Origin of the sequence: Hahella sp. CR1, from assembly GCF_029813005.1 — a bacterium.
GTDB lineage: Bacteria > Pseudomonadota > Gammaproteobacteria > Pseudomonadales > Oleiphilaceae > Hahella.
The window spans coordinates 502958-523629 of sequence record NZ_JAPELK010000001.1 but is presented as its reverse complement, the minus strand read 5'-3'; the positions used below and the strand labels follow the sequence as shown (position 1 = coordinate 523629).

The 20672-nt window shown below is 53.8% G+C and carries 18 protein-coding genes; 12 read left to right on the top strand and 6 right to left on the bottom strand.

Annotation, left to right across the window (positions count from 1 at the left end; all coding sequences use genetic code 11):
- Positions 1-359: 359 nt before the first annotated feature.
- From ONV78_RS02305 to pnuC, 4 genes are all read right to left on the bottom strand, one after another.
- Positions 360-1739, bottom strand: coding sequence for a nicotinate phosphoribosyltransferase (locus tag ONV78_RS02305; protein WP_127974303.1), 1380 nt, complete (start codon positions 1737-1739; stop codon positions 360-362).
- Between the two features lie 81 nt (positions 1740-1820).
- Complete coding sequence (locus ONV78_RS02300; protein ID WP_216736681.1) at positions 1821-2894, bottom strand: bifunctional nicotinamide-nucleotide adenylyltransferase/Nudix hydroxylase; 1074 nt, start codon at positions 2892-2894, stop codon at positions 1821-1823.
- Between the two features lie 131 nt (positions 2895-3025).
- Positions 3026-4039: an AAA family ATPase gene (locus ONV78_RS02295; protein WP_279500755.1), complete on the bottom strand. Its 1014-nt coding sequence runs from the start codon at positions 4037-4039 to the stop codon at positions 3026-3028.
- Positions 4026-4655: a nicotinamide riboside transporter PnuC gene (gene pnuC, locus ONV78_RS02290; RefSeq protein WP_279500754.1), complete on the bottom strand. Its 630-nt coding sequence runs from the start codon at positions 4653-4655 to the stop codon at positions 4026-4028. The genes ONV78_RS02295 and pnuC overlap by 14 nt, the downstream gene beginning before the upstream one ends.
- 124 nt (positions 4656-4779) lie before the next feature.
- On the opposite strand from pnuC, the gene ONV78_RS02285 reads away from it, so the two are divergent.
- The 9 genes from ONV78_RS02285 (at position 4780) to ONV78_RS02245 (ending at position 13765) form a co-directional block, all read left to right on the top strand.
- Positions 4780-5520: an NUDIX domain-containing protein gene (locus ONV78_RS02285; RefSeq protein WP_279500752.1), complete on the top strand. Its 741-nt coding sequence runs from the start codon at positions 4780-4782 to the stop codon at positions 5518-5520.
- A 15-nt stretch (positions 5521-5535) separates the two neighbouring features.
- Positions 5536-6015, top strand: coding sequence for an NADAR family protein (locus tag ONV78_RS02280; protein WP_279500750.1), 480 nt, complete (start codon positions 5536-5538; stop codon positions 6013-6015).
- Positions 5993-6148, top strand: a complete 156-nt coding sequence (locus ONV78_RS02275; RefSeq protein WP_279500748.1) for a hypothetical protein — start codon at positions 5993-5995, stop codon at positions 6146-6148. Before ONV78_RS02280 ends, ONV78_RS02275 begins: the two co-directional genes overlap by 23 nt.
- Positions 6149-6166: 18 nt before the next feature.
- Positions 6167-6340: a hypothetical protein gene (locus ONV78_RS02270; RefSeq protein WP_279500747.1), complete on the top strand. Its 174-nt coding sequence runs from the start codon at positions 6167-6169 to the stop codon at positions 6338-6340.
- 86 nt (positions 6341-6426) lie between these two features.
- Positions 6427-9747 carry a DEAD/DEAH box helicase gene (locus tag ONV78_RS02265; protein WP_279500745.1) on the top strand — a complete coding sequence of 1107 codons (3321 nt, stop codon included), beginning with the start codon at positions 6427-6429 and terminating at the stop codon, positions 9745-9747.
- 11 nt (positions 9748-9758) lie between these two features.
- The gene (locus ONV78_RS02260) at positions 9759-10694 is read left to right on the top strand and encodes an ADP-ribosylglycohydrolase family protein (protein ID WP_279500743.1); all 936 of its coding nucleotides are present in this window, start codon (positions 9759-9761) and stop codon (positions 10692-10694) included.
- 28 nt (positions 10695-10722) lie between these two features.
- Positions 10723-11487, top strand: coding sequence for an alpha/beta fold hydrolase (locus tag ONV78_RS02255; RefSeq protein WP_279500742.1), 765 nt, complete (start codon positions 10723-10725; stop codon positions 11485-11487).
- A gap of 269 nt (positions 11488-11756) precedes the next feature.
- On the top strand, positions 11757-12626 hold the full coding sequence (locus ONV78_RS02250) for an RNA ligase family protein (protein ID WP_279500740.1): 870 nt from the start codon (positions 11757-11759) through the stop codon (positions 12624-12626).
- Positions 12623-13765 (top strand): AAA family ATPase, encoded by a 1143-nt coding sequence (locus tag ONV78_RS02245; RefSeq protein ID WP_279500738.1) that lies wholly within the window; start codon positions 12623-12625, stop codon positions 13763-13765. Before ONV78_RS02250 ends, ONV78_RS02245 begins: the two co-directional genes overlap by 4 nt.
- Before the next feature lie 68 nt (positions 13766-13833).
- Here the strand turns inward: ONV78_RS02245 and ONV78_RS02240 are convergent, their stop codons facing one another.
- Positions 13834-15681: an ABC transporter ATP-binding protein gene (locus ONV78_RS02240; protein WP_279500736.1), complete on the bottom strand. Its 1848-nt coding sequence runs from the start codon at positions 15679-15681 to the stop codon at positions 13834-13836.
- Between the two features lie 268 nt (positions 15682-15949).
- Here ONV78_RS02240 and ONV78_RS02235 point away from each other — a divergent pair, with 268 nt between their 5' ends.
- Positions 15950-16528 (top strand): class I SAM-dependent methyltransferase, encoded by a 579-nt coding sequence (locus ONV78_RS02235; protein WP_279500735.1) that lies wholly within the window; start codon positions 15950-15952, stop codon positions 16526-16528.
- Positions 16525-17832: a DUF3883 domain-containing protein gene (locus ONV78_RS02230; RefSeq protein WP_279500733.1), complete on the top strand. Its 1308-nt coding sequence runs from the start codon at positions 16525-16527 to the stop codon at positions 17830-17832. The genes ONV78_RS02235 and ONV78_RS02230 overlap by 4 nt, the downstream gene beginning before the upstream one ends.
- A gap of 75 nt (positions 17833-17907) precedes the next feature.
- On the opposite strand, the gene ONV78_RS02225 is transcribed toward ONV78_RS02230, so the two are convergent.
- Entirely contained in the window at positions 17908-19068 is a 1161-nt protein-coding gene (locus ONV78_RS02225; protein ID WP_279500731.1) for an RNA ligase (ATP), read from the bottom strand.
- A gap of 268 nt (positions 19069-19336) precedes the next feature.
- Here ONV78_RS02225 and pepQ point away from each other — a divergent pair, with 268 nt between their 5' ends.
- The gene (pepQ, locus tag ONV78_RS02220; RefSeq protein WP_279500729.1) at positions 19337-20653 is read left to right on the top strand and encodes a Xaa-Pro dipeptidase; all 1317 of its coding nucleotides are present in this window, start codon (positions 19337-19339) and stop codon (positions 20651-20653) included.
- Positions 20654-20672: the final 19 nt, after the last annotated feature.

Here is a 20672-nt window from a genome sequence, read left to right as displayed (position 1 = left end):
TTGAATAAGCGTCCGAAATTTTTCGGAACCGAAAACGAAAAAACCCCGGGAGGCGGAGGCCTACCGGGGTTTTTTCACACTGCAACCGGAGGCCTATACACCTCCGCCAGCTATAGCGAAGGCTATGACTTCAATACCAAAATGCACGCGCTGTCGCGAACGATGGTGATCGCTCCGACACGGCCGCTGATGCTGGTAGTGGTGAATGTCATAACCTTACTCTTCAGATAAATTCGTTTAGTGGGCGCGGATATTAACAAGCCTTTGTTTAGTATTCAATCCGCTTTTATCGAGAAAATGACAACGTCCAGAAACGCAAAAAGCGGAGCCGGAAAACCGTCTCCGCTGTAGCGATGGGCTTATTGCGCTGCGTTGGCCCTGACTTCGTCGAAGGTCCATTCCTTCATCAGGTCGCCATTACGGAAGACAGTGACCAGTTGATCTTCCCGGTTGCCCAGATCCTGCCGGCGCACTGTCTGAAAGCCGCCATCCAGGTCTTTAACCAGCGCCAGAAGTCCTTTCTTAGAACGCTTGCCCTGATCGGTGATGGGGTCTTTGTAAACATCTCTCCAGATGCCTTTCACGCATATCGCAGACGCTTTCATCGCGAATTTCAACGTATCCCGGTTCACCTTCTGAAGCAGCTCTCCACCCATGCCGAAAGCAATATTTTCAGCGCTTTGCTTGCGCGCTTTCATCGCCGCCAGAATGGCTTCGATCGTGTGCAAAGAGATGCCGTCGCCTTGAATCACCCGGATGCACGCCGGCAATACCCGGTATCCTTTGCTGTTGACGGTGAAGCCGAATTTCCGCATCAGTCGTTCGATGGTTTCGGTCACAATCGCGACAGGATCGCCACTGTCAGGACGCACTACCAAGGTGCCGCCACTGCGCTCAATCTTGGTTTTCAACGCTTCGCCCCAGAGGTTGTCGATAGCGTTCCACAAGTCATAAGAGTCGCTGACCACCGCCACCAGTTTGCCAGGCTCGGCGAACTGCTCCAGCATGTTGGCGTAGGCGTCCACTTCCGCTTCTTTGCCCCAGCTGGTAATAGTGCTGTGCTCCGCCGCAGGGATTGAGAAGCCCGCCATATCAGCGCCGTAGTAGCGTCTCGCCGCCATGATGCCGCTAACGGTGTCAGTGCCCATAAAGTTCACCAAGTGAGCGGCCCCGCCAATCGCTGCGGTTTCTTCTGAACTCGCGCCGCGAGCGCCGAAGTCGTGCAGTTTGAATGGCAATCCTTCGATAGTGTCCGCCGTTTCTTCCAGGTAACGCTTGATGATGTTGCGGCAGCTCCAGGATACGGTGGCGACCGTAGTCGGATACCAGACCGCTCTCAACAAAGCCGTTTCCACATAGCTGGTCAACCAGGCGCAATTGCGGTCCGTGTTGATCACCTGCACCATCACGTTTTTCACATCCATGACAGTCCCTTCCGGCGCTGCCTGGATTTCTATCGGCAGATAACCCTCGTGCTTGTCCAAAATATAGCGCCAGCCTTCTTCATTGAAGGGAACGCCGTGGGCTTGGTACACCAGCTTGGCTTCTTCGATATCGTCCGCGGTAATCGGCTTGGTCAGGTATTCTTTGATGAACATCTGCAAGCCGAAGAACACCGCCTTTTCAAACGCGCCGCCCCGTGATTCGATGTAGCTGGAAACCTGCGTGGCGCCAGCTGGGTACTGCAGGTAGTGAGAGGTTTTATAAGAATCTACGTTTAAGATAATGCTGTTTTTCATGACGGAAATCCTCCGGTCAATGTTTGGGTAAAGGGTGTTGCGGTCTATCCGCGTCCCTCGTTTGTCTTAATAATTTTCCGGTTAGATACCGGTCATTTCCTGAATGATAAAGTAGTGATCTTCATATAATTTGCCTGGGTCCAGTTCCGCCAGCGGCACCCACATGGCCTGTCTGGCGTCATCGCCGCCTTTCACTTTCGGCAGCTCGCTGCTTGGTTCCAGTTCAATGTGAAATGCATGAGTGATAGTGCGTCCTCTGGCTGAACGATGAGGATCATCGAACACTTGCTGCGCTTTGATTGAGCCCCTCAACACCGGCGCCGGCACTTTCAGTCGGGTTTCTTCCCGCAACTCTCTCAGGCATGCATCCAGTAATTTTTCATTCTGATCTACGAAGCCACCCGGCAACGCTAACAACCCTTTACCGGGACGCGCCTTGCGCTCCACCAGCAACACATGTCCGCTTTGTACGATAACTGCATCGACCGTTACAAAAGTCGGCGCGTAAGGCGCGGCGCTCCAGGCGCGTTTGTACTTGGCGATGAAATCATGTTCGTATTTGATTTCCTCATAGTCTTCGCTGAGACAGAATTTCGCCAGTTTCTCCCGCACCGCTGTCGGCAACACCTGCGCGGCTTCATCGCTATCCAGGTAATTCAAACCACCGCGACGATCCGTCTGGTTAACGCCGAAAATCGCTTCTCTCACCGGCGTGGCGCTGATGCCATCCACGTTTTCCACTTCAACATTCCCCCATTGAGGGAACAACTTCAGGTAGAAAGAGCTGTGATCCTTGCTGTGGCCAATCAAACCCACCTTGGCGGATTTGTGCGGCATGCCGTGATGAGCGGTGACCAGTCCCTGAACTGTGGACTGTACGTTTCGGACCCAGATCTCATCGTTGTAGACAATGTCCATCAGCGGCGCGATATGTACGCGTTGGCTATCTTCTTTACTGAGGGCGCTGCGTACCATGTCTTCGCGTTCGCTGACGCTCCAGGGGTTGCGTGTGGAGCGGGGCTGATGCGCCGATCCGCATAAGACGATCATTTGACGCGCTTTACGCAGTCCCTGTTCAATCACCGCAAGGTGGCCGCGATGAAAGGGTTGGAAACGTCCGATAAATACTAAAAAGTCGTATTCGAAATTTTGCATATCAGCAATCTCCTTGCTGTGGTTGACGGGAACCCGGTCTTTCCAGGTCCGCTTAAATCTTTTTCTCCGTGGATTCATGAGTCCCATGAACCCTGTCGATGGACACATAGTGTCATAATGCCACTATGTGGTCAAGCGCTTTTTTTATCCTCTTTCAGAACTTTCGTGACCTGCCGGATTCTCGCTTCCACATCGCCTTCCAACAGCACAAAATCAATCTTTCTGCGCTCCAGCTCCGCAATGATTTCCCGCTGAAAATCTCCGCGATTTACTTCCCCTGAACGATCCCAGGTATCTTCGTAGGGGATATCATCAGCGCACAAAAATACGCGGTCGTATCTTGGCGCCGCCGCATCCGCCAAGCGTTCGAGCTCGGGCAATGCGAACCCATGATAATAATGAGCGAAATGACGCGTCGTCAGGGCATTGGTGTCTACAAACAAATAGCCATTACTATCCAACAACAGGTTCTCTTCCCGCTGCAGATGACCTTCTGCGATCTCCACCAGTTGCTCGGGGGTCAGACGTCTCTCAATCTGATTTTCCTCCCAATACTCCCGTCCGTACTCCGGCATCCATTGCGTATTAAAGCGCGCCGCCATTGCCTGCGCTAACGTGGTTTTACCGGTTGACGGCGCTCCCAGAAACACCACTTTCTTCACCAGGTCCCGGTACACCAGCGGATGCAGCCAGTCTCGGGCGGCGAAGGGGTTATTACGCACCTGAGTCGCGGAAATGGGTACGATCTTTCTGGCTTCATCCACGCGACAGTCCTGTGCGTTGAGATAACGGCTGACATGATCGCCGTAGAATTCACTGCAGAAAAAATGAGTCACCCGTCTGCCAGCCAGGCATTGCCCGATGTAATCCTCCTGCTTCCGACATATCTCCGGTGTATCGCCCACTTCCTGAGGTCCGTCCGGCGCCAGAATGACTTCCGCTTGCGGGTACAGTGTTTTAATCCAGGACGCTCGCCGTTCCAGCGGAACATCAATCACATCTGGACAGCCGTAAATCATCACCAGCAGGTGATCCACCTGCTCCAACGCCTGTTCTATCAGATACTGATGCCCTTTGTGCAGCGGCGCGAACTTCCCTAACGTCAGGCCAACCCTGCGCTCCGCATCAAACTCAGGCTTTCGCATATTCCGCTTTCATCTCCAGCATTTGTGTTTGATAGCGGCGCAACCAGACCATAAGGCCAGCGCTCGCCATAACAAGGAAGGTCGCATAAAGAACCGTCGTCGGGTACAGACCTTTCTGCCAATACACGCCGATGGCGACTATATCTACGGCAATCCAGAATCCCCAGTTGATCAGCTGGCGTCTGGACAACAACCATTGCGCCACCAGACTGGCGACTGTCGTGAAGGCGTCAGGGTATGGCAGCGACGCGTCGGTATAGGTAGACATGACGTAGCCCAGGCCAAAGCTGCCGAGAATGGCGACCGCCACCCACAGCAACGTCATCGGCAGGGCTGTGGGCAACACCACCAGATCATCATCCTGTCCCCTGCCCTGCAGCCAATACCACCAGCCATAAAACTGCATCACCACATAAATGCCATGGAGAATGAAGTCGGAGTAAAGTTTGGCGTCATAAAACACAATCATATACAGCGCCACCTGCACCAACCCGATGGGCCAGCACCAGATATTGCGCCGAATGATCAGGAACACGCAGATAAAGCCCGCCAGGGATGCGATGATTTCTATCGCGGAGCCGCCGAAGAAGCCGACCAAAAAGGATTGTATGTCCATGGTATTACTCTGGAGTTTGGATATGCTTTTATTGTTAAAGCGATTGCGTCTGTTTTGACACCATCGTTCAGTGCCGCTAATATTAGTGGCCTAATGCCACTAATATTAGTATGTTTTTCAGGTTATGCAAGATCACGCCTCAGAAAAAGACTTTCTCGCCGCTTACAACATTCATGACTACGAAGTGCCTCTCACTTCCGTGGACATGGCGATATTCAAGCTCAGGGAGCAGCAACTCGAAGTGTTGCTGGTGAAGCGCTCGCAACACCCGGCCAAAGATACATGGGCGCTGCCGGGCGGGTTTATCGACCTGAAGAAAGACAATGTCCTTGAAGACACCGCTCATCGGAAGTTAGTGGAAAAAACCGGGGTAAAAAGCCCCTATTTGGAGCAGGTCGCCACCTTCGGCGGTAAGCAAAGGGACCCTCGCGGCTGGTCGGTGACAGTGGTGTACTTCGCTTTGGTCGCCCATGAGGAGATCGGTGTCGATCCCAAAGGCGCCAAAGAAGAAACGCGCTGGGTTTCGGTAACCGAAGCCTTAAGCGACTATAAACTGGCGTTTGATCACAACGAGATTCTGCGCCTGTGTCGCGAACGGCTGACCAGCAAGGTGCAATACACGGCGCTGCCGATTCACTTGCTACCTGAGGAATTTACGCTGACGGAGCTACAGAAAGTATTCGAAGTGATTCTGGGCAACGAGGTAGAGAAAAAATCCTTCCGTCGCCGTATCCTGGATGCGGATATTCTGGAGGAAAGCGGCGCCATGCGCACCGGCAGCAACCGACCTGCAAAACTGTATCGACTCAAGCGCGGCGTGGAGAATCATTTCTTCCCCAGAACCATCGAAGGACCGCGCAGTTAATGTCGGAGAGATGTAATGACTGAGAAGAAAACCATTAACTTTTACCTGGCCAATGGCGAATACGGATGCTTTTCCAATTTCTCCCGCGACCCGGTATATCTGAAAGACAAGCGCTGGCCTACGTCCGAACATTATTTTCAGGCGCAGAAATTCGCAGGCACTGAGCACGAGGAAGCCGTGCGCATGGCGTCAAAGCCCATGGAAGCCGCCAATATGGGACGCGAACGCACACGTCCCTTGCGGCCGGATTGGGAGGAAGTCAAAGACGACATCATGCGCGAAGCAGTCATGGCCAAATTCGTTCAGCATGAAAAACTGACTTCTATACTGTTGGAAACCGGCGACGCCGAGTTGGTCGAGCACACCGCCAATGACCGTTATTGGGCGGACGGCGGCGACGGGAGCGGCCTGAATATGCTGGGTAAAATTCTGATGGAAGTGCGCGACGCAATTCGACAAGGTAAGAGCAAATATGAAAACGGCCACTTTATTTAGACCCACAGGTCCGAATGAGCTGGCGTTGGTGGAAGAAAGCGGTTTTAAACGCTGGCCGCCGCGTTTGTCGGAGCAACCCATTTTCTACCCGGTCTGCAACGAAGACTACGCCCGTCAAATCGCCCGGGACTAGAACGTCAGAGACTCTGGCGTGGGTTACGTCACTCGTTTCGACGTGGATGCGGAATACCTAAGCCAGTTCGACATCAAAGTCGTCGGCGGTAAAGAACACGCGGAATACTGGATTCCAGCGGAGCAATTGGAAGAGTTCAACGATCATATTATTGGCGACATTGAAGTCATCGCCACTTATAGAGACGAATAGACAAAAAACCTATCATGCGAATCCACTACGGGCGCTCTTGTAAGTCCGTCATTTCATATTAGTGCTTGAAAAGGTAGTGAATTCACATGTTGGTAAAGGAAAGCCAGATAGCTAAAGAGCTTGGCCACACCTATTTTGAGCGAGGCGTAAAATATTTCAAACAACAACGCGTCACTCTGGTGGAATATGGCAAGGATCACGCCGCAGCGAGCGTGCAGGGTTCTGGTAACAGCATTTACCGGGTCTTGGTGCGGCTTGAAAATGACGCCTATGGTCAGAGTATAGAAGGGGAGTGTTCATGTCCTATCGGCTACAACTGTAAGCACGTTGCAGCGACACTACTCGCCGTAAACGAAAGAAGCCAAGCTCCAACCCAGCAAGATACAAACTCAGGCCATTACTCCGTTCACAGCCCAGAAGAAACACTGGACTTTGACGTCCGGCGTTGGCTTGCCCAATTGGTTGACACCGCAACAGAGGAAACGACTCGTGAGAGCGCCAATCAGGTTAGCGTGCTCTATTTGTTGCAACACAACCATATGAACGGGAATGTCTGCGTCAATGTTATCCAGGCGCGCACTCTAAAGTCCGGCGAATACTCCAAAAAAACTCAGCGTTACAATATCAACGCCGCCTTTAATCAGAGCAAGCCAGCCGCCTTCCTGACCAAAGCCGATTTGGCGATCTTTAAACGCCTGTTATGGTCGCGATGGGATTCTGTCCTACCGTTAACGGAAGAAACCGGAGCAGACGCCCTTCAACGCATATTGGCGACGGGGCGCGCGTATTGGGAATCCCCACAAGGGCCGAAATTATTCGAAGGCGCTCCAGCGCGGGCGGAGTTTCAATGGCGAGTAGATAAGGAGGGCGGACAAACACTGGAAATGGTCCCATCGCACCTAATGATGGTCGCTACTGATCCGATCTACTGTATCAATACCAGCACTGGAGAATGCGGTCAGCTGCTTAGTGAGCTGCCGCCGTCCGTGCTGGCGACGCTTAATCGCGCGCCCAGGTTATCCCCGGATCAGGCGGGAAAAGTACGCTCGCTTCTGGAGCAACGACTCCCCAGCGCACGACTTCCCATGCCCATCGAGATAGCCATCGAGAAGGACATAAAAGTCAGGCCACAGGTGCATCTCACCCTTGGGGCGGCAAGCCCTTCTCAAGCTGGCTATTTTCCATTTAGAACCAATCACACCGATATTCCCTGCGCCAGGCTGGAGTTTTCCTATCGCGATGTCCGCGTACCTTATCACTCCGATATTGAGCAAGTGATTACGCACAAAGACAGTACCCACCTCATCATTCCCCGGGATTTTCATGCTGAAGAGACGGCACTGTGTAAACTAAGAATTCTGGATATGCGCCCGCTCAATACCATCGAAAGCTATCCGCCCGTCGATGAGGCGCATCAAATGGACCTGAGCTTTCAGAGCGTCGGAGAGTGGCACGGGTTCGCCCAGTACGGCATCGCCCTGCTAGAGAAACAAGGATGGATTATTACCATTGAAGAGGACTTTCCCTTCCAGTACCTCAATACAGAGGTTGAAGATCTCTCCTGGTATTCCAGTCTGGAGGAAAGCGACAGCGACTGGTTTGATTTCGACCTCGGCGTGGAAATCGGCGGTGAGCGCATCAACTTGCTACCCGTCCTGTACAACCTGATTAAAGACGCGCCGGAAGAGTGGGAGCTTCAGACACTGGCCGATTATCCCGGAGATAGCGATGTTCTGCTCCAGGTCGCCCCTGGCAAGTGGATCAAGCTGGATGTCGAGAGAGTCAGGAGCCTGTTAGGCAGTCTCATTGAGCTGTACGACCATGATCCTCTGGTGAACGATAAATTCCGCCTGGATCGGGGACAGGTTGGCCAGCTTCTGGCTATCAACGACGCCATGACTTCAGTCGGTCTGCGCTGGCTGGGCGCCGATAAACTCACGCGCTTAATTGATCGACTGAAGCATCAGGAGCAAATGAGCCATGTCTGCCCCCCCGACTGGTTCAACGCCACCCTCAGAGACTACCAACAAGAGGGTCTGAACTGGCTTGGTTTCCTTAGAGAAATCGAAATGGGCGGCATCCTGGCTGACGACATGGGGTTGGGGAAAACCATACAAGCCCTCGCCCTGCTCTCAGTGGAAAAAGCCCAGGGGCGGATGGATCGGCCCTGCCTGATCGTCGCGCCCACCAGCTTAATGAGCAATTGGCGTAAGGAAGCGGAAAAGTTCGCGCCAGAGCTAAAAGTGCTCGTTCTGCACGGTCCTCAACGCGCCGGACGTTTCGAACGCATAGCCGACAACGACCTGGTTTTGACGACATATCCGCTACTGTCGCGAGACAGCGAATATCTGCTGCAGCAGAACTACCATTATCTTATTTTGGATGAAGCGCAAACCATCAAGAATCCAAAGGCGCAGGCCACCCAGCTAGTACACAGGCTTGAGGCCCGACATCGGCTGTGTCTGACTGGAACGCCCATGGAAAATCATCTGGGCGAGCTGTGGTCGTTGTTTAATTTCCTTACGCCGGGCCTGCTCGGGGACGATAGAAAGTTCAACACCCTGTTCCGCACTCCTATCGAAAAGAAGGGCGATATTGAACGACAACGCTTGTTATCAAAACGCATCAAGCCGTTTATGCTGCGCCGCACCAAACAGGAGGTCGCGACGGAGCTGCCGGAGAAAACAGAAATACAACGCACTGTTTTGCTGGAAGGAAAGCAGCGGGATCTTTATGAAAGTATTCGCGTCGCCATGGATAATAAGATTCGTGACGCTATCGCGAAGAAAGGCGTTAAACGTTCTCATATAGAAATTCTGGACGCATTACTGAAGCTGCGCCAAGTGTGTTGCGATCCATCGCTGCTTAAATTGGACAGTTCGCGTAAAGTGAAAAGCAGCGCCAAGCTGGATACGCTGATGTCCATGTTGCCCAGCCTGCTTGAGGAAGGCCGCAAAATACTGTTGTTTTCCCAGTTCACTTCTATGCTTGGATTGATTGAGGCGCAATTAGACAAAGCCGGTATCGAGTACATAAAACTGACAGGCGCGACGAAAGACAGAGATACGCCTGTCAGTCGATTTCAAAACGGAGAGGTCTCTTTGTTTTTAATTAGCCTTAAAGCAGGCGGCGTGGGTTTAAATCTAACCGCAGCGGATACCGTCATCCATTATGACCCCTGGTGGAATCCCGCCGTTGAAAACCAAGCGACCGACCGCGCCTACCGCATCGGCCAGGATAAGCCGGTGTTCGTTTACAAGTTGATCACAGAAGGAACCGTGGAAGAAAAAATCGTCGAATTACAAAAGCAGAAACAAGCGCTGGCGGATAATCTACTTGCGGACAAGGCTGAAAAGTTCACCTTCGATGAAGAAGAACTGCGTAAGTTATTCGCCCCGGTTGAATAGGGTAAAAGTACATGACTGGACAACCAGATAGAAACAATCTCGACAAATACCAAGGCTGCCTGCTGGGTCTTGCGGTGGGCGACGCCGTGGGCACGACGTTGGAGTTTCGTCCGCGCGGTTCTTTTGAGCCTATCGACGATATGGTCGGCGGCGGTCCATTTGGGCTGCAGCCGGGACAGTGGACCGACGACACTTCCATGGCGTTGTGTCTGGCGGAATCCCTGCTGACCAAACAGGGCTTTAACGCGGCGGATCAGATGACCCGCTATTGCAACTGGTGGCAATGGGGCTATTTCAGTAGCACCGGAAACTGCTTTGATATCGGCAATACGGTGCGCGGCGCTCTCCAGCGCTTTCTGGACAGCGGCGAGCCCTACTCCGGCTCGCTGGACGCGCATAGCGCCGGCAACGGCTCCATTATGCGTCTGGCTCCGGTCGCCATGTATTACAGCCCTCGCATCGAGCAGGTCGTGCAATACTGCGGCGAAAGCTCACGCACCACTCACGGCGCCGATGAGTGCATCGACGCCTGTCGTTTGATGGGGGTCATCCTGCATCAGCTGTTGACTGGCGACGCCAAAGAAGATGTGCTGGAAGATCCCATGTATGTGCCCTACACCGACAAGGTGGCGCAGATCTCCGTGGGGGATTACCTGAATAAAAGCGAAAGCGAAGTGCGCGGGACCGGCTATGTGATTGACGCGCTCGAAGCCGCCCTATGGTGTTTCGCCCATACGGACAACTTTCAGGACGCAGTGCTGAAAGCGGCCAATCTTGGCGACGACGCCGACACCACCGCAGCCATCGTCGGCCAGTTCGCAGGCGCTTACTATGGCGTTAACGGTATTCGCCAGGACTGGCTGGACAAGTTGCACATGCGCGACGACATCGCCGCCATGGCGGAGCAGTTGTACACGGCGCAGCCAGCGAAAGAACCGCGGGCATAACGTCCGACATCTAGACAAGGAGTTTAGAATGCCACATCCCATGCAGGATCGCTGGTTCATGCCCACGCCCCAGGCGGGCAAATCGATCAGACTATTCTGCTTTCCTTACGCTGGCGGAAGTCCCAATGCTTTTCGAAGCTGGGTGAAGCGTTTTCCAGACGATATTGATGTCGTGGTGGTGCGTCTGCCCGGCCGAGAAAACCGTATCAGCGAAGCGCCTTTCAGCGAATGGCCGCCATTGGTGGAAGCCGTGTTGCAAGCGATTGTTCCCTACCTGAACCAGCCTTTCGCTTTCTTCGGCCACAGCCTCGGCGGCCGCGTTGTCTTCGAATTGACCCAACGCCTGCAATCCTATGGCGGGCCATTGCCGGAGCATGTGTTTATTTCCGGCTGTCGCTGCCCTCATCTGAGCAGTCGCCAGCCGTTCATACACCAGCTGCCAATGGAAGGGCTGATCGACAGAATCCGTCAAATGAACGGAGCCCCCGAGGCGGCGCTACAGGACCAGCAACTGATGGCGCTGTTAGAGCCCATGCTGCGTGCGGACTTCAAGCTTTCCGAGTGTTGGAGCGGCGACAAATCGCAGACATTATGGGTTCCCATCACTGCTCTAAGCGGACAGGACGACCCCATCGATGCATCCGCGCGCATGCACGAGTGGGAAGATTACACCAGCGGTCGATTCCAATTGCGCACGTTCCCCGGGGACCACTTTTTCATCCGCAGCAGCGAACAGGAAGTCACAACCTTTATCAGCCAGGTACTTTTGGAAAACGCATTGCTTCCGGCTTAAGGCTGGACGCATGCGTCAATCCCGACTGGAACCTTTGTCTCAACGCCGCTAAACTTTTGCGTTTTCCACTTCAGGTTTACCCAGTTCACATCGGATACGGTCATGTAATGGCGATCGCACCCTCAACATCAGCTTTTGCTACGGCGTCTTAACTGACGACACTATTGCTTCGTCTCTTCTTCAGCGCATAGCAAGCTGACTCTTTTGAATCTTCGCAGGACGTTTTCTTGCGGAGGAATCAATACGGATTTTGTTTTTGAGGAGGCGGTATGTTTATCCGCAAATATCCCCGTACGCCCCACCTGCAAGGGTCACGGCTGCAACCGGGGGACAGCGCATCGGATCAGGTTCCCTATTCGCAACTGGCCGGGCGTTATCTGGTCATCGAAGAAAAACTCGACGGAGCCAATGCCGGCGTCAGCTTTGACGCATCCGGCGCACTGCGTCTGCAAAGTCGCGGGCATGTGCTGACCGGCGGCGGACGCGAGTCGCAATTCGCGCAGTTTAAGTCCTGGGCCACAGTGCATCAGGAGCATTTGTTCGAAATTCTGGGAACCCGTTACACCCTGTACGGGGAATGGATGGCGTCAAAGCACACGGTGTTTTATGACCGCTTGCCGCATCTATTCGCTGAATTCGATATTCTCGACACCGAGACGGGCGAGTTTCTCTCCACATCGGCGCGTCGACGCATGCTAAAGGGTTCACCGGTGCTTTCCGTTCCGGTTTTATATGCCGGACTGGCGCCCAGGCGCTTGGCGGAACTGCAAAAACTGGTGCGCCCATCGCTGGCGAAAACCACACAATGGCGCAACAGTCTGGAACAGGTCGCACATCAGGAAGCGCTGGATTTTGATCTGGTTAAACGGCAGACCGACGACTCAGATTTGTCTGAAGGCCTGTATATCAAGATCGAAGAAAACGGTCATACAGTCGGCCGCTTGAAGTGGGTGCGCCATGATTTCATTCAGGCCATTCTGGACAGCGGCAGCCACCATCTGAACCGGCCTATTTTCCCCAATCAGTTGGCGCAGGGGGTGGATATGTACGCCCCGCAGCTAACCTTGAAATGGGAGGATCTCGGCCACTCTGAGCCGGATTCACAGGAGCCGGGCGCCACAGGGGAGATATGCTCATGATCAGCTACCAGCAATTCCAGAACTGGATGCCCGCCGATGGCGCCGAGCCGGACTGGCGTGCATTGTGGGAAGGCCTGCCTGATCTGCAGCCTTTGGCGAGCACGCCCCAAGACCCGTATTACCATGCGGAAGGGGACGTGTGGACACACACCAAAATGGTAGTGAATGAGCTGTTGGCGGGGGAAACCTATCAACAGGCGGATGCGGAACAGCGCTTTGTGCTGTTCTACGCCGCCCTGTTGCATGACATCGCCAAACCAGCCACCACTATCGTGCGCCCGGACGGCGGCGTCGGCAGTCCACGACACTCCCGACGCGGCGCGGTGGACGCCCGGATACTGTTGTGGCGCGCCGGCGTTCCTTTTGCCTTGCGGGAACGCATTTGTCGCATTATCGCTCAGCATCAGGTTCCGTTTTTCATCTTCGACGACCGGGCGCAACGACGCCCCGAGTTTCTGGCGCATCGCATGTCCTGGGAGGTGAGCCTGCAGGAGCTTTATGCGGTGGCGCTGGCGGATATGAGCGGCAGAACCTATGAGAAAAAAGCGGACAGCATCGCTGATATCGCACTGTTCCGTGAGCTGGCGCTGCAAGAGTCCTGCTGGGAGCAACCCCGCGTCTTTCCCGACGAAGTAGTGCGTCAGCAATACTTTCGCTCCGACGGCGCCACAGCGGCGGATTATGGATACCAGCAACCGGAAGGCTCTGAGGTGGTGTTGTTATGCGGACTTCCCGCCTCAGGTAAGAATACCTGGGCGAGCCGGCATCGACCTGACTGGCCCACCGTCTCCTACGACGACGCCCGTGAGGAGATGGGCCTCAAATACGGCCAGAATGAAGGTAAGGTGGCTCATCACGCCATTGATATGGCCAAAGAGCATTTACGGCGCAAGCAGCCCTTTGTGTGGAACGCCACGCACCTGTCCCAGGAAATGCGCAGTAATGCTCTGGACCTGTTGTACGCCTACCACGCGAAAATCCACATCGTCTATCTGGAGGCTGGAGAGAAAACCCTGCGCGCCCGCAATCGCAAACGGGATAGCACGGTCACCGACAAAGTGATCGATCGCCTGCTATATCGCTGGGAAATCCCATTGCCGAGCGAAGCGCATTGGGTGGAGTACGTGGTGGAGGATTGATGGCGGCCAAATAAGTCCAACCAATGCATCCCGTTTATCGCTGGATGCATTGAGTCAGACCCATGAGCTCAGGTAACGAGTTCCCCCTCTTCAATCCCCAAAAACCCGCCGGTCTGATGCGCCCATAACTGGGCGTAGATACCGCCGCTATTGATCAAATCCTGGTGTGAGCCCTGTTCGATGACCTCACCGTCATCTAGCACAATCAGGCGATCCATAGCGGCTATTGTGGAAAGACGATGCGCAATGGCGATAACGGTTTTACCTTCCATCAGTTCATACAGACTGCGCTGTATCGCTGCTTCCGCCTCGGAATCCAGGGCGGAAGTGGCTTCATCCAGAATCAGGATCGGCGCATCTTTCAACAGGACGCGGGCGATGGCGATACGTTGACGCTGTCCGCCTGAAAGTTTCACTCCGCGCTCGCCGACTTGAGCATCGTAGCCTCTCCTTCCTTGAGGGTCCGACAAGGAAAGAATAAAGTCGTGGGCCTCGGCTTTTCTGGCGGCGGCGATCATCTCTTCTTCCGTGGCGTCGGGACGGCCATAGAGAATGTTATCCCGTACAGACCTGTGCAGTAGCGAGGTATCCTGGGTCACCATACCGATATGCTCACGCAAACTCTCCTGGCTGACTTCGCTGATATCCTGGCCATCAATAAGAATGCGTCCCTGCTCCAGATCGTAAAAGCGCAGCAGCAGATTCACCAGGGTGGATTTACCGGCGCCGGAACGCCCCACCAGGCCGACTTTCTCGCCTGGCTTGATATCCAAGGACAATTTGTCGATGACGCCCTCGCCTTTGCCATAGTGAAAGCCGATTTTGTCGAACTTGATATGCCCCTTGGTCGCCTGTAACGTCGCGGCATCGGGTCGATCCGTCACTTCCTGCGGCTTGGATAAGGTTGTGATGCCGTCCGCCACCGTCCCGATATTTTCAAATAGCGCGCTGACCTCCCACATGATCCATTGCGCCATGCCATTCAGGCGCAGCGTCAGACTCACCGCAATCGCAATGGCTCCAACCGTGAGAGCCCCCTGCGTCCACAGCCAGATCGCCAGCGCGGTAATCACGAATGTCTGTAGATAGTTCAGGGTATGCACACTAACGTTGACGCCTGTTACCAGACGCATCTGCCTGCGCACAGTAGTAAGAAACCCCTGCATGCTTTCCTGTGCGTAATCCGCCTCCCGCTGGGTGTGAGAAAACAGTTTTACGGTAGTGATGTTGGTGTAACTATCAACGATACGGCCCGTCATCGCAGCGCGCGCGTCCGCGTTTTTCATGGAGTTACGCTTGAGCTTGGGGACAAAGTAAAGCTGCAGACAGACATAAGCGCCCAGCCAAACCATCATGGGAATCAATAAGCGCGTATCCGCATTGCCGATCATCACCAGCATGGTGCTGAAATACACCAGTACGTACACCATGATGTCCAGCAGCTTCATCACGGTTTCCCGCACCGCCAGAGAGGTTTGCAACACCTTGGTGGCGATGCGGCCAGCAAAGTCATTCTGATAGAAAGACACGCTCTGCTTAAGCAAATAACGATGCGCCTTCCAGCGAATCTGCATGGGATAATTCGCCAGCAATGTCTGATGAATCAACAACGCCCGGAATAAGACCCCAATAGGCAGGCCCACCAGAACCACCAATGTCATGATCAGTAAACGGCCGCCCTCCTCCTGAAACAACGTCTCAGGATTCTTGTCCACCAGCCAATCCACCAACTGCCCCATAAACCCAAACAGGGACACCTCCAAAAACGCCAGAAACGCGGAGGTCAGAGACATCAGGAATAACGGAATCTCCATTCCCCGCGTGTAATAACGGCAAAACGCAAACAACCCAGTAGGCGGCTGCTCCGGTTCCTCAGGGGGAAAGGGCTTAATAAACTTTTCAAACAAACTCAGCATAGAAACAATCCACATCCATCGGATCAAACAACAGGGTTATCAGTGTAAGCAGCGAAGAACAAAGAGCGACCGGCGCAAGCATGGCGCCCGGAAAGTGCGGCGTAAAGCCAGAGACAAATCAGATTAACCAAGGATAGAGGGAAATGTAAGGCGGGTTATTGCTTACCGCTATAAACAAAAAGTACGCCTTTGGTCGGGACTGACGCTATCTTATGGTATTAACCATCTCATAGCCTCGCTGTCCTCGTTATTCCGCGACAAAAAAGTAATGATCAAACAACTCTCCTCTACCGATTTCTACAACCTCAATAGCGAGCAATTGTTTCATCAATATCAAAGCCTGCCCTTCGAACAAGTGCATGCAGCCTGGCTGGATTACCTGCCCGCAACTCCCGAGCGCGCCTTGGACGTCGGCGCGGGTTCCGGCCGCGATGCAGGATGGTTGGCGAATAAGGGATGGAGCGTGACCGCCATTGAACCTTCGGACAAACTTCGCGCTAAGGCCATCGCGCAACACGGTGAGAGTCAGATTCAATGGTTGTCGGATACGCTTCCAAGTTTGGAGACGCTTTGCGACAGTAAAAGCTATCACCTCATTCTGGTTAGCGCGGTGTGGATGCACCTTACACCTGCGCAACAGACTCAAAGTTTGCAAAGGCTAAGGCGACTGCAAGCTCCGGGCGGTGTAATCGTCATTACATGGCGAAATATCGCCGATGAGCAAGAACGACGCTTTCATCCAATCGAAATGAAAAACTTTGAACAAGCGCGGATTTATTCAACGAAAGATATCGGGTTACGCGCAAACGTTGAGTGGACAACGGCTGTATTCAGGGAGAAGCCATGAGCCTGGCCTACTACGAAGCAAAGTTCAGCGAGCTGAATCCTAATCGTAGAAAAGGCGCGACCAGCCCACATAAAATCGCTATGTTGCTGGCGGTAATGGAGCTGATCGAGAAAGACGAGCTACAAGAAAACCGCATCTATTTTGACGCTACGCTGACTGAAGCGTTTACCCGCCAGTTTGACAAACTAAAGACCAGTGCAGACCGCAATAACCCTCATTGGCCTTATCTTCACCTGCGTAGCAGTGGAATTTGGCATCATCATCCAAAGCCCGGGCAAAGAGAAAACTGCGCCAAGATGGCCCTGTCCGGACCAGGAGCGATCCATAAACATATCGCCTTTGTCTCTTTGGATGATGAACTGTTCGAATTAATGCAAAGTAGTTTCGTCCGGGAGCTTCTAAAAGCAGCTCTTGAGAAGAATTTCAAGATTGATGCGAGCAGCAGGAAAAGCATTCTAAGTGAGGGCGATGGTTGGGACTGGCTGGAACGAGAGGCGGTCGTTCAGGATTACTTTTCGATGCTCAACAAGGAGCTGAGGTCTGAACCCTATACCAAAGCAGCCCACCGTAGGTTACTGCAAAGCAAACTCGATAACCGCTCAGAGGGCGCTATTGAATTCAAACATCAAAATATCAGCGCAGTTCTAGTGGAACTGAACTTGCCTTATATCCTGGGCTACAAGCCGGCCTTTAACTATCAAAAGTCGCTGAAAACCACCATTCTGGCCCACCTCGCGGGCAACCAGACGGAAATCGATATTCTCCATCAGTCCGCAGAAGTCGAGCCCCAATCCAATACCGGCATTGTCGACTGGAGTTCCGTTCTGGATCACGATATTCCAGAGAGAGTACACGCCGCCGCAGAGCAAAAACGTCCCTACCTCGCACGCAAACCCAATTACGCCGCCAAAGAGGCGAACAATCGCAGGCTGGGAGAAAAAGGTGAGGAGTTTGTACTTCAGTTTGAACAATATCGTCTTACGAATCTGGGACGGCCGGATCTCGCTAAAAAAGTAGAATGGACCAGCAGAGAACAAGGCGACGGTTTGGGCTTTGATATTCTCAGCTTCGACCCTGTGGAGAATAAAGAATTATATGTCGAAGTGAAGACGACCAACTCAGGCAAGTATCAGCCGTTTTATATCAGCGACCGCGAACTTACGTTTTCCCAAGAGATGGCGGCGTCTTATAAGCTCTATCGCGTTTATGAGTGGCGTATGAAGCCCCGGCTCTTCATTTTGTCCGGGGCGGTGGATGATTACGTCAGTTTGCGGGCCCGAAGTTACGAGGCCAGGTTTAGTTAGCCCCACAAGCCGCTTCCAGGATATCTCACAGATAAGTAGAAAAAGGGGTATGACTCGGTCTCCCCCTTTTGCCCATCAACTAAACTCCGTCCCACCCTTCCGGCACAAATACGCAGCGCTCACGGACTTCAAACAGACACGACCGAGTTCCGGGTCGCGTCTTTCTTTGGTCGGAGTGATGACGATGCCTTCGCGGATGTGATCGGCGTCGAGTTCGGTGGCGCCGTCGGTGAATGCTTGCATGACTTCCTGTGAGAACGGGCCGCGGTAGAGAACAGGGGCGGTTTGTACGCCGAGTTGCTCCGCCATCGCCTGCAGTTCGTCGAAGTCGTGGTAGCGTTGGGCGCCACGGTAGCCGCTGGCGAGGGCGAATAGGCGGAAGCCGAGTTCCTTGCCATACGCCAGATCCTGAACGCCCGGACCAAATGTCTCACCCAGGATAAACAAGGGCTCATCCTCCACCCGCAATTCACCGCTCGCCAGCAAGGCGTCGATCACCGCCACCATGCCGGTAGTGGCGCGTACGTAGACATTCGCGCTGTTGCCATCGGTATTGGCGAGCACCAGGCCTTTGGCGCCCAGACCTTTGGAAAAGATCAACACGTTGCGCTTAACGCCAAACGCCTCTGGGCGAGCGTCTTTTTCCGGCAGAATGGCGACGCCAGTGAATGTGCCGTGCAGTTTTTCGGTGAAAACCACTTCTTCGCCGTCCTGCAGAATATCCGGATAGGACTTCCAGTTTTCCACATCAAAATGGACCGTTAAGCGCTGTCCCGCGTTGAAAATATCACCCGCCATGGAAGTGGGAATCGGCGGCTCATATTTTTGTACGCCCAACAGCTCTGCAACGCACTGGCCCTCTTCCACCGGGCTCAAGCGCATCAACTCAGAATCCCCGTCGCTGTGTTCAATCACGGCGGTATCGCCTTCCATATGCACGGGATAGCAAACACCCTGGCTCAGCTCACCGCGCAGTTTGATCGCAGTAATACGATTGCCGTCTTTGCCGTTCAGACGTCCAACGCCCTTCTCGGCGTTCCAGAAATTCAGTTTTTTCAATAGCCACTGCGGCAACAGCGAAGCCTCTGGGATGTAAGCGATCAGGTCCCCGGCTTGGAACTCGCCTTTCTTGACGATGGAGCGATAGCCGTCGATTACGGCGAACTCAATGGCGTCCGCATTCGGGTGCGGCTCAATTTGGCGTATACGTTTTATAGGTACAGAAAATTTAGACATAAAAATTAAGCGTGCCTGCTTCATACCCGGCGAACAGCACAAACGGCGGGATACTAAAAACCGAAAAGGGGCTGTGCTTTTGCATGGCAATCTGTGATTGCGCCCCGCATTGTATGCGTTGCGCAAAAAATCTTCTAACTATTACTGTGACAGGCTTCCGTAATCCAAAAGCAAAAGCGCATCTTTGCGAGTTGGACGCCCCACTTTCACGCACGGCGCCAACAAGAGTAGACTTGTTCCTTTTCGGGATCAGGCAGAGGCTTTTTCAATGAGTGATTCGGCATATCAAAACCATTTATCTATCCTGCGTAAGCGCTTTGATCAGGCTCTGCTTGAGACGGACTTCGACGGCGTCATCCTGGCGTCAGGCCGCTTGACCTATTATTTTGGCGACGACCACTCTCACCCCTTTCATCCCTACGCCATGGCGCAACAGTGGGCGCCTTTCGATCTGATGCCGGATGTGTTTATCCACCTTCAGCGTGGCGAAACTCCGCGCCTGTTATGGCCGGCGAAACAGGATTTCTGGCACGTGGTGCACGCTGTTCCAGAGGGCGGTTGGAGCGATCAGTGGCGCATAGAGCCTGTCAGTTCCCTGCAGGAATGGCTGCCGCAGATCAGCGGGAAAACCGCCTGGATTGGCCCGGAATATAACGAGGCGCCGGGGCTTAATCCGAATCTGAGCGTCAACCCGGAAGCGCTGCTGCATAGACTGAATTATCAGCGCGCCTATAAAACCGAGTTCGAAATTGATTGTTTGTGGCGCGCCAACCAGGCTGGCGCCGCGGGGCATAAAGCCGCCCAGGCCGCGTTCCTGGCGGGTAAAAGCGAATGCGACGTTTATCGTGATTTCCTCGCCGCCAGCGGACAGTTGTCCAATCAGGAGCCCTATCCCGGCATTGTGGCGCTGAATGAAAATGCGGCGGTGCTGCATTATGAAAAGAAAAATCCTCTGCAACCGGAAGCCGTGCGCACGCTGCTGATTGACGCCGGCGCCGCTTTTGGAGGATACGCCAGCGATATCACCCGCACTTATACGGCGGGCCAGGGCCTGTTTGCAGAGCTGATCGAGCGGGTCAACACACTGCAATTGTCCATCGCAGCTCAAGCCGTGCATGGCAAAGCCTTCAGCGAATTGCATCAGGCCACCCTGGCGGGCGTCGCCAGTATTCTGCATGAGACCGGTATTTGCTCACATGGCGTGGAGGCGCAGCTGGACAAGCGCATCCCGCAGGTATTTTTCCCGCATGGTCTGGGTCACTTACTGGGTCTGCAGGTGCATGACGTAGGCGGCCATCAACAGGATAAAATCGGAACCCTGCGTAAACCGGACGAATCAGCGCCCTTCCTGCGTCTGACCCGCACATTGGAAAAAGACATGGTGATCACCATTGAGCCGGGGCTGTACTTCATTCCCATGTTGCTCGATAACATGGTGAACAATATCGCCGGACATGGTTGTGATTTAGACCTGATCGCCACCTTAAAACCTTACGGCGGCATTCGCATCGAAGACAACGTGGTGGTGCAGGAAGGACGCAGCCGCAACCTGACCCGCGAGGCGTTCGCCGAACTTCAGGCTTAACAGTCCTCTCGCTGGCGAA

Coding starts and splice junctions, on each gene's coding strand:
- ONV78_RS02260 (WP_279500743.1), top strand. CDS start 9,759: ATGACTGGACAACCAGATAGAAACAATCTCGACAAATACCAAGGCTGC.
- ONV78_RS02275 (WP_279500748.1), top strand. CDS start 5,993: ATGAAAACGGCCACTTTATTTAGACCCACAGGTCCGAATGAGCTGGCG.
- ONV78_RS02300 (WP_216736681.1), bottom strand. CDS start 2,894: ATGCAAAATTTCGAATACGACTTTTTAGTATTTATCGGACGTTTCCAA.
- ONV78_RS02285 (WP_279500752.1), top strand. CDS start 4,780: ATGCAAGATCACGCCTCAGAAAAAGACTTTCTCGCCGCTTACAACATT.
- ONV78_RS02255 (WP_279500742.1), top strand. CDS start 10,723: ATGCCACATCCCATGCAGGATCGCTGGTTCATGCCCACGCCCCAGGCG.
- ONV78_RS02265 (WP_279500745.1), top strand. CDS start 6,427: ATGTTGGTAAAGGAAAGCCAGATAGCTAAAGAGCTTGGCCACACCTAT.
- ONV78_RS02250 (WP_279500740.1), top strand. CDS start 11,757: ATGTTTATCCGCAAATATCCCCGTACGCCCCACCTGCAAGGGTCACGG.
- pepQ (WP_279500729.1), top strand. CDS start 19,337: ATGAGTGATTCGGCATATCAAAACCATTTATCTATCCTGCGTAAGCGC.
- ONV78_RS02305 (WP_127974303.1), bottom strand. CDS start 1,739: ATGAAAAACAGCATTATCTTAAACGTAGATTCTTATAAAACCTCTCAC.
- pnuC (WP_279500754.1), bottom strand. CDS start 4,655: ATGGACATACAATCCTTTTTGGTCGGCTTCTTCGGCGGCTCCGCGATA.
- ONV78_RS02245 (WP_279500738.1), top strand. CDS start 12,623: ATGATCAGCTACCAGCAATTCCAGAACTGGATGCCCGCCGATGGCGCC.
- ONV78_RS02280 (WP_279500750.1), top strand. CDS start 5,536: ATGACTGAGAAGAAAACCATTAACTTTTACCTGGCCAATGGCGAATAC.
- ONV78_RS02235 (WP_279500735.1), top strand. CDS start 15,950: ATGATCAAACAACTCTCCTCTACCGATTTCTACAACCTCAATAGCGAG.
- ONV78_RS02240 (WP_279500736.1), bottom strand. CDS start 15,681: ATGCTGAGTTTGTTTGAAAAGTTTATTAAGCCCTTTCCCCCTGAGGAA.
- ONV78_RS02225 (WP_279500731.1), bottom strand. CDS start 19,068: ATGTCTAAATTTTCTGTACCTATAAAACGTATACGCCAAATTGAGCCG.
- ONV78_RS02230 (WP_279500733.1), top strand. CDS start 16,525: ATGAGCCTGGCCTACTACGAAGCAAAGTTCAGCGAGCTGAATCCTAAT.
- ONV78_RS02295 (WP_279500755.1), bottom strand. CDS start 4,039: ATGCGAAAGCCTGAGTTTGATGCGGAGCGCAGGGTTGGCCTGACGTTA.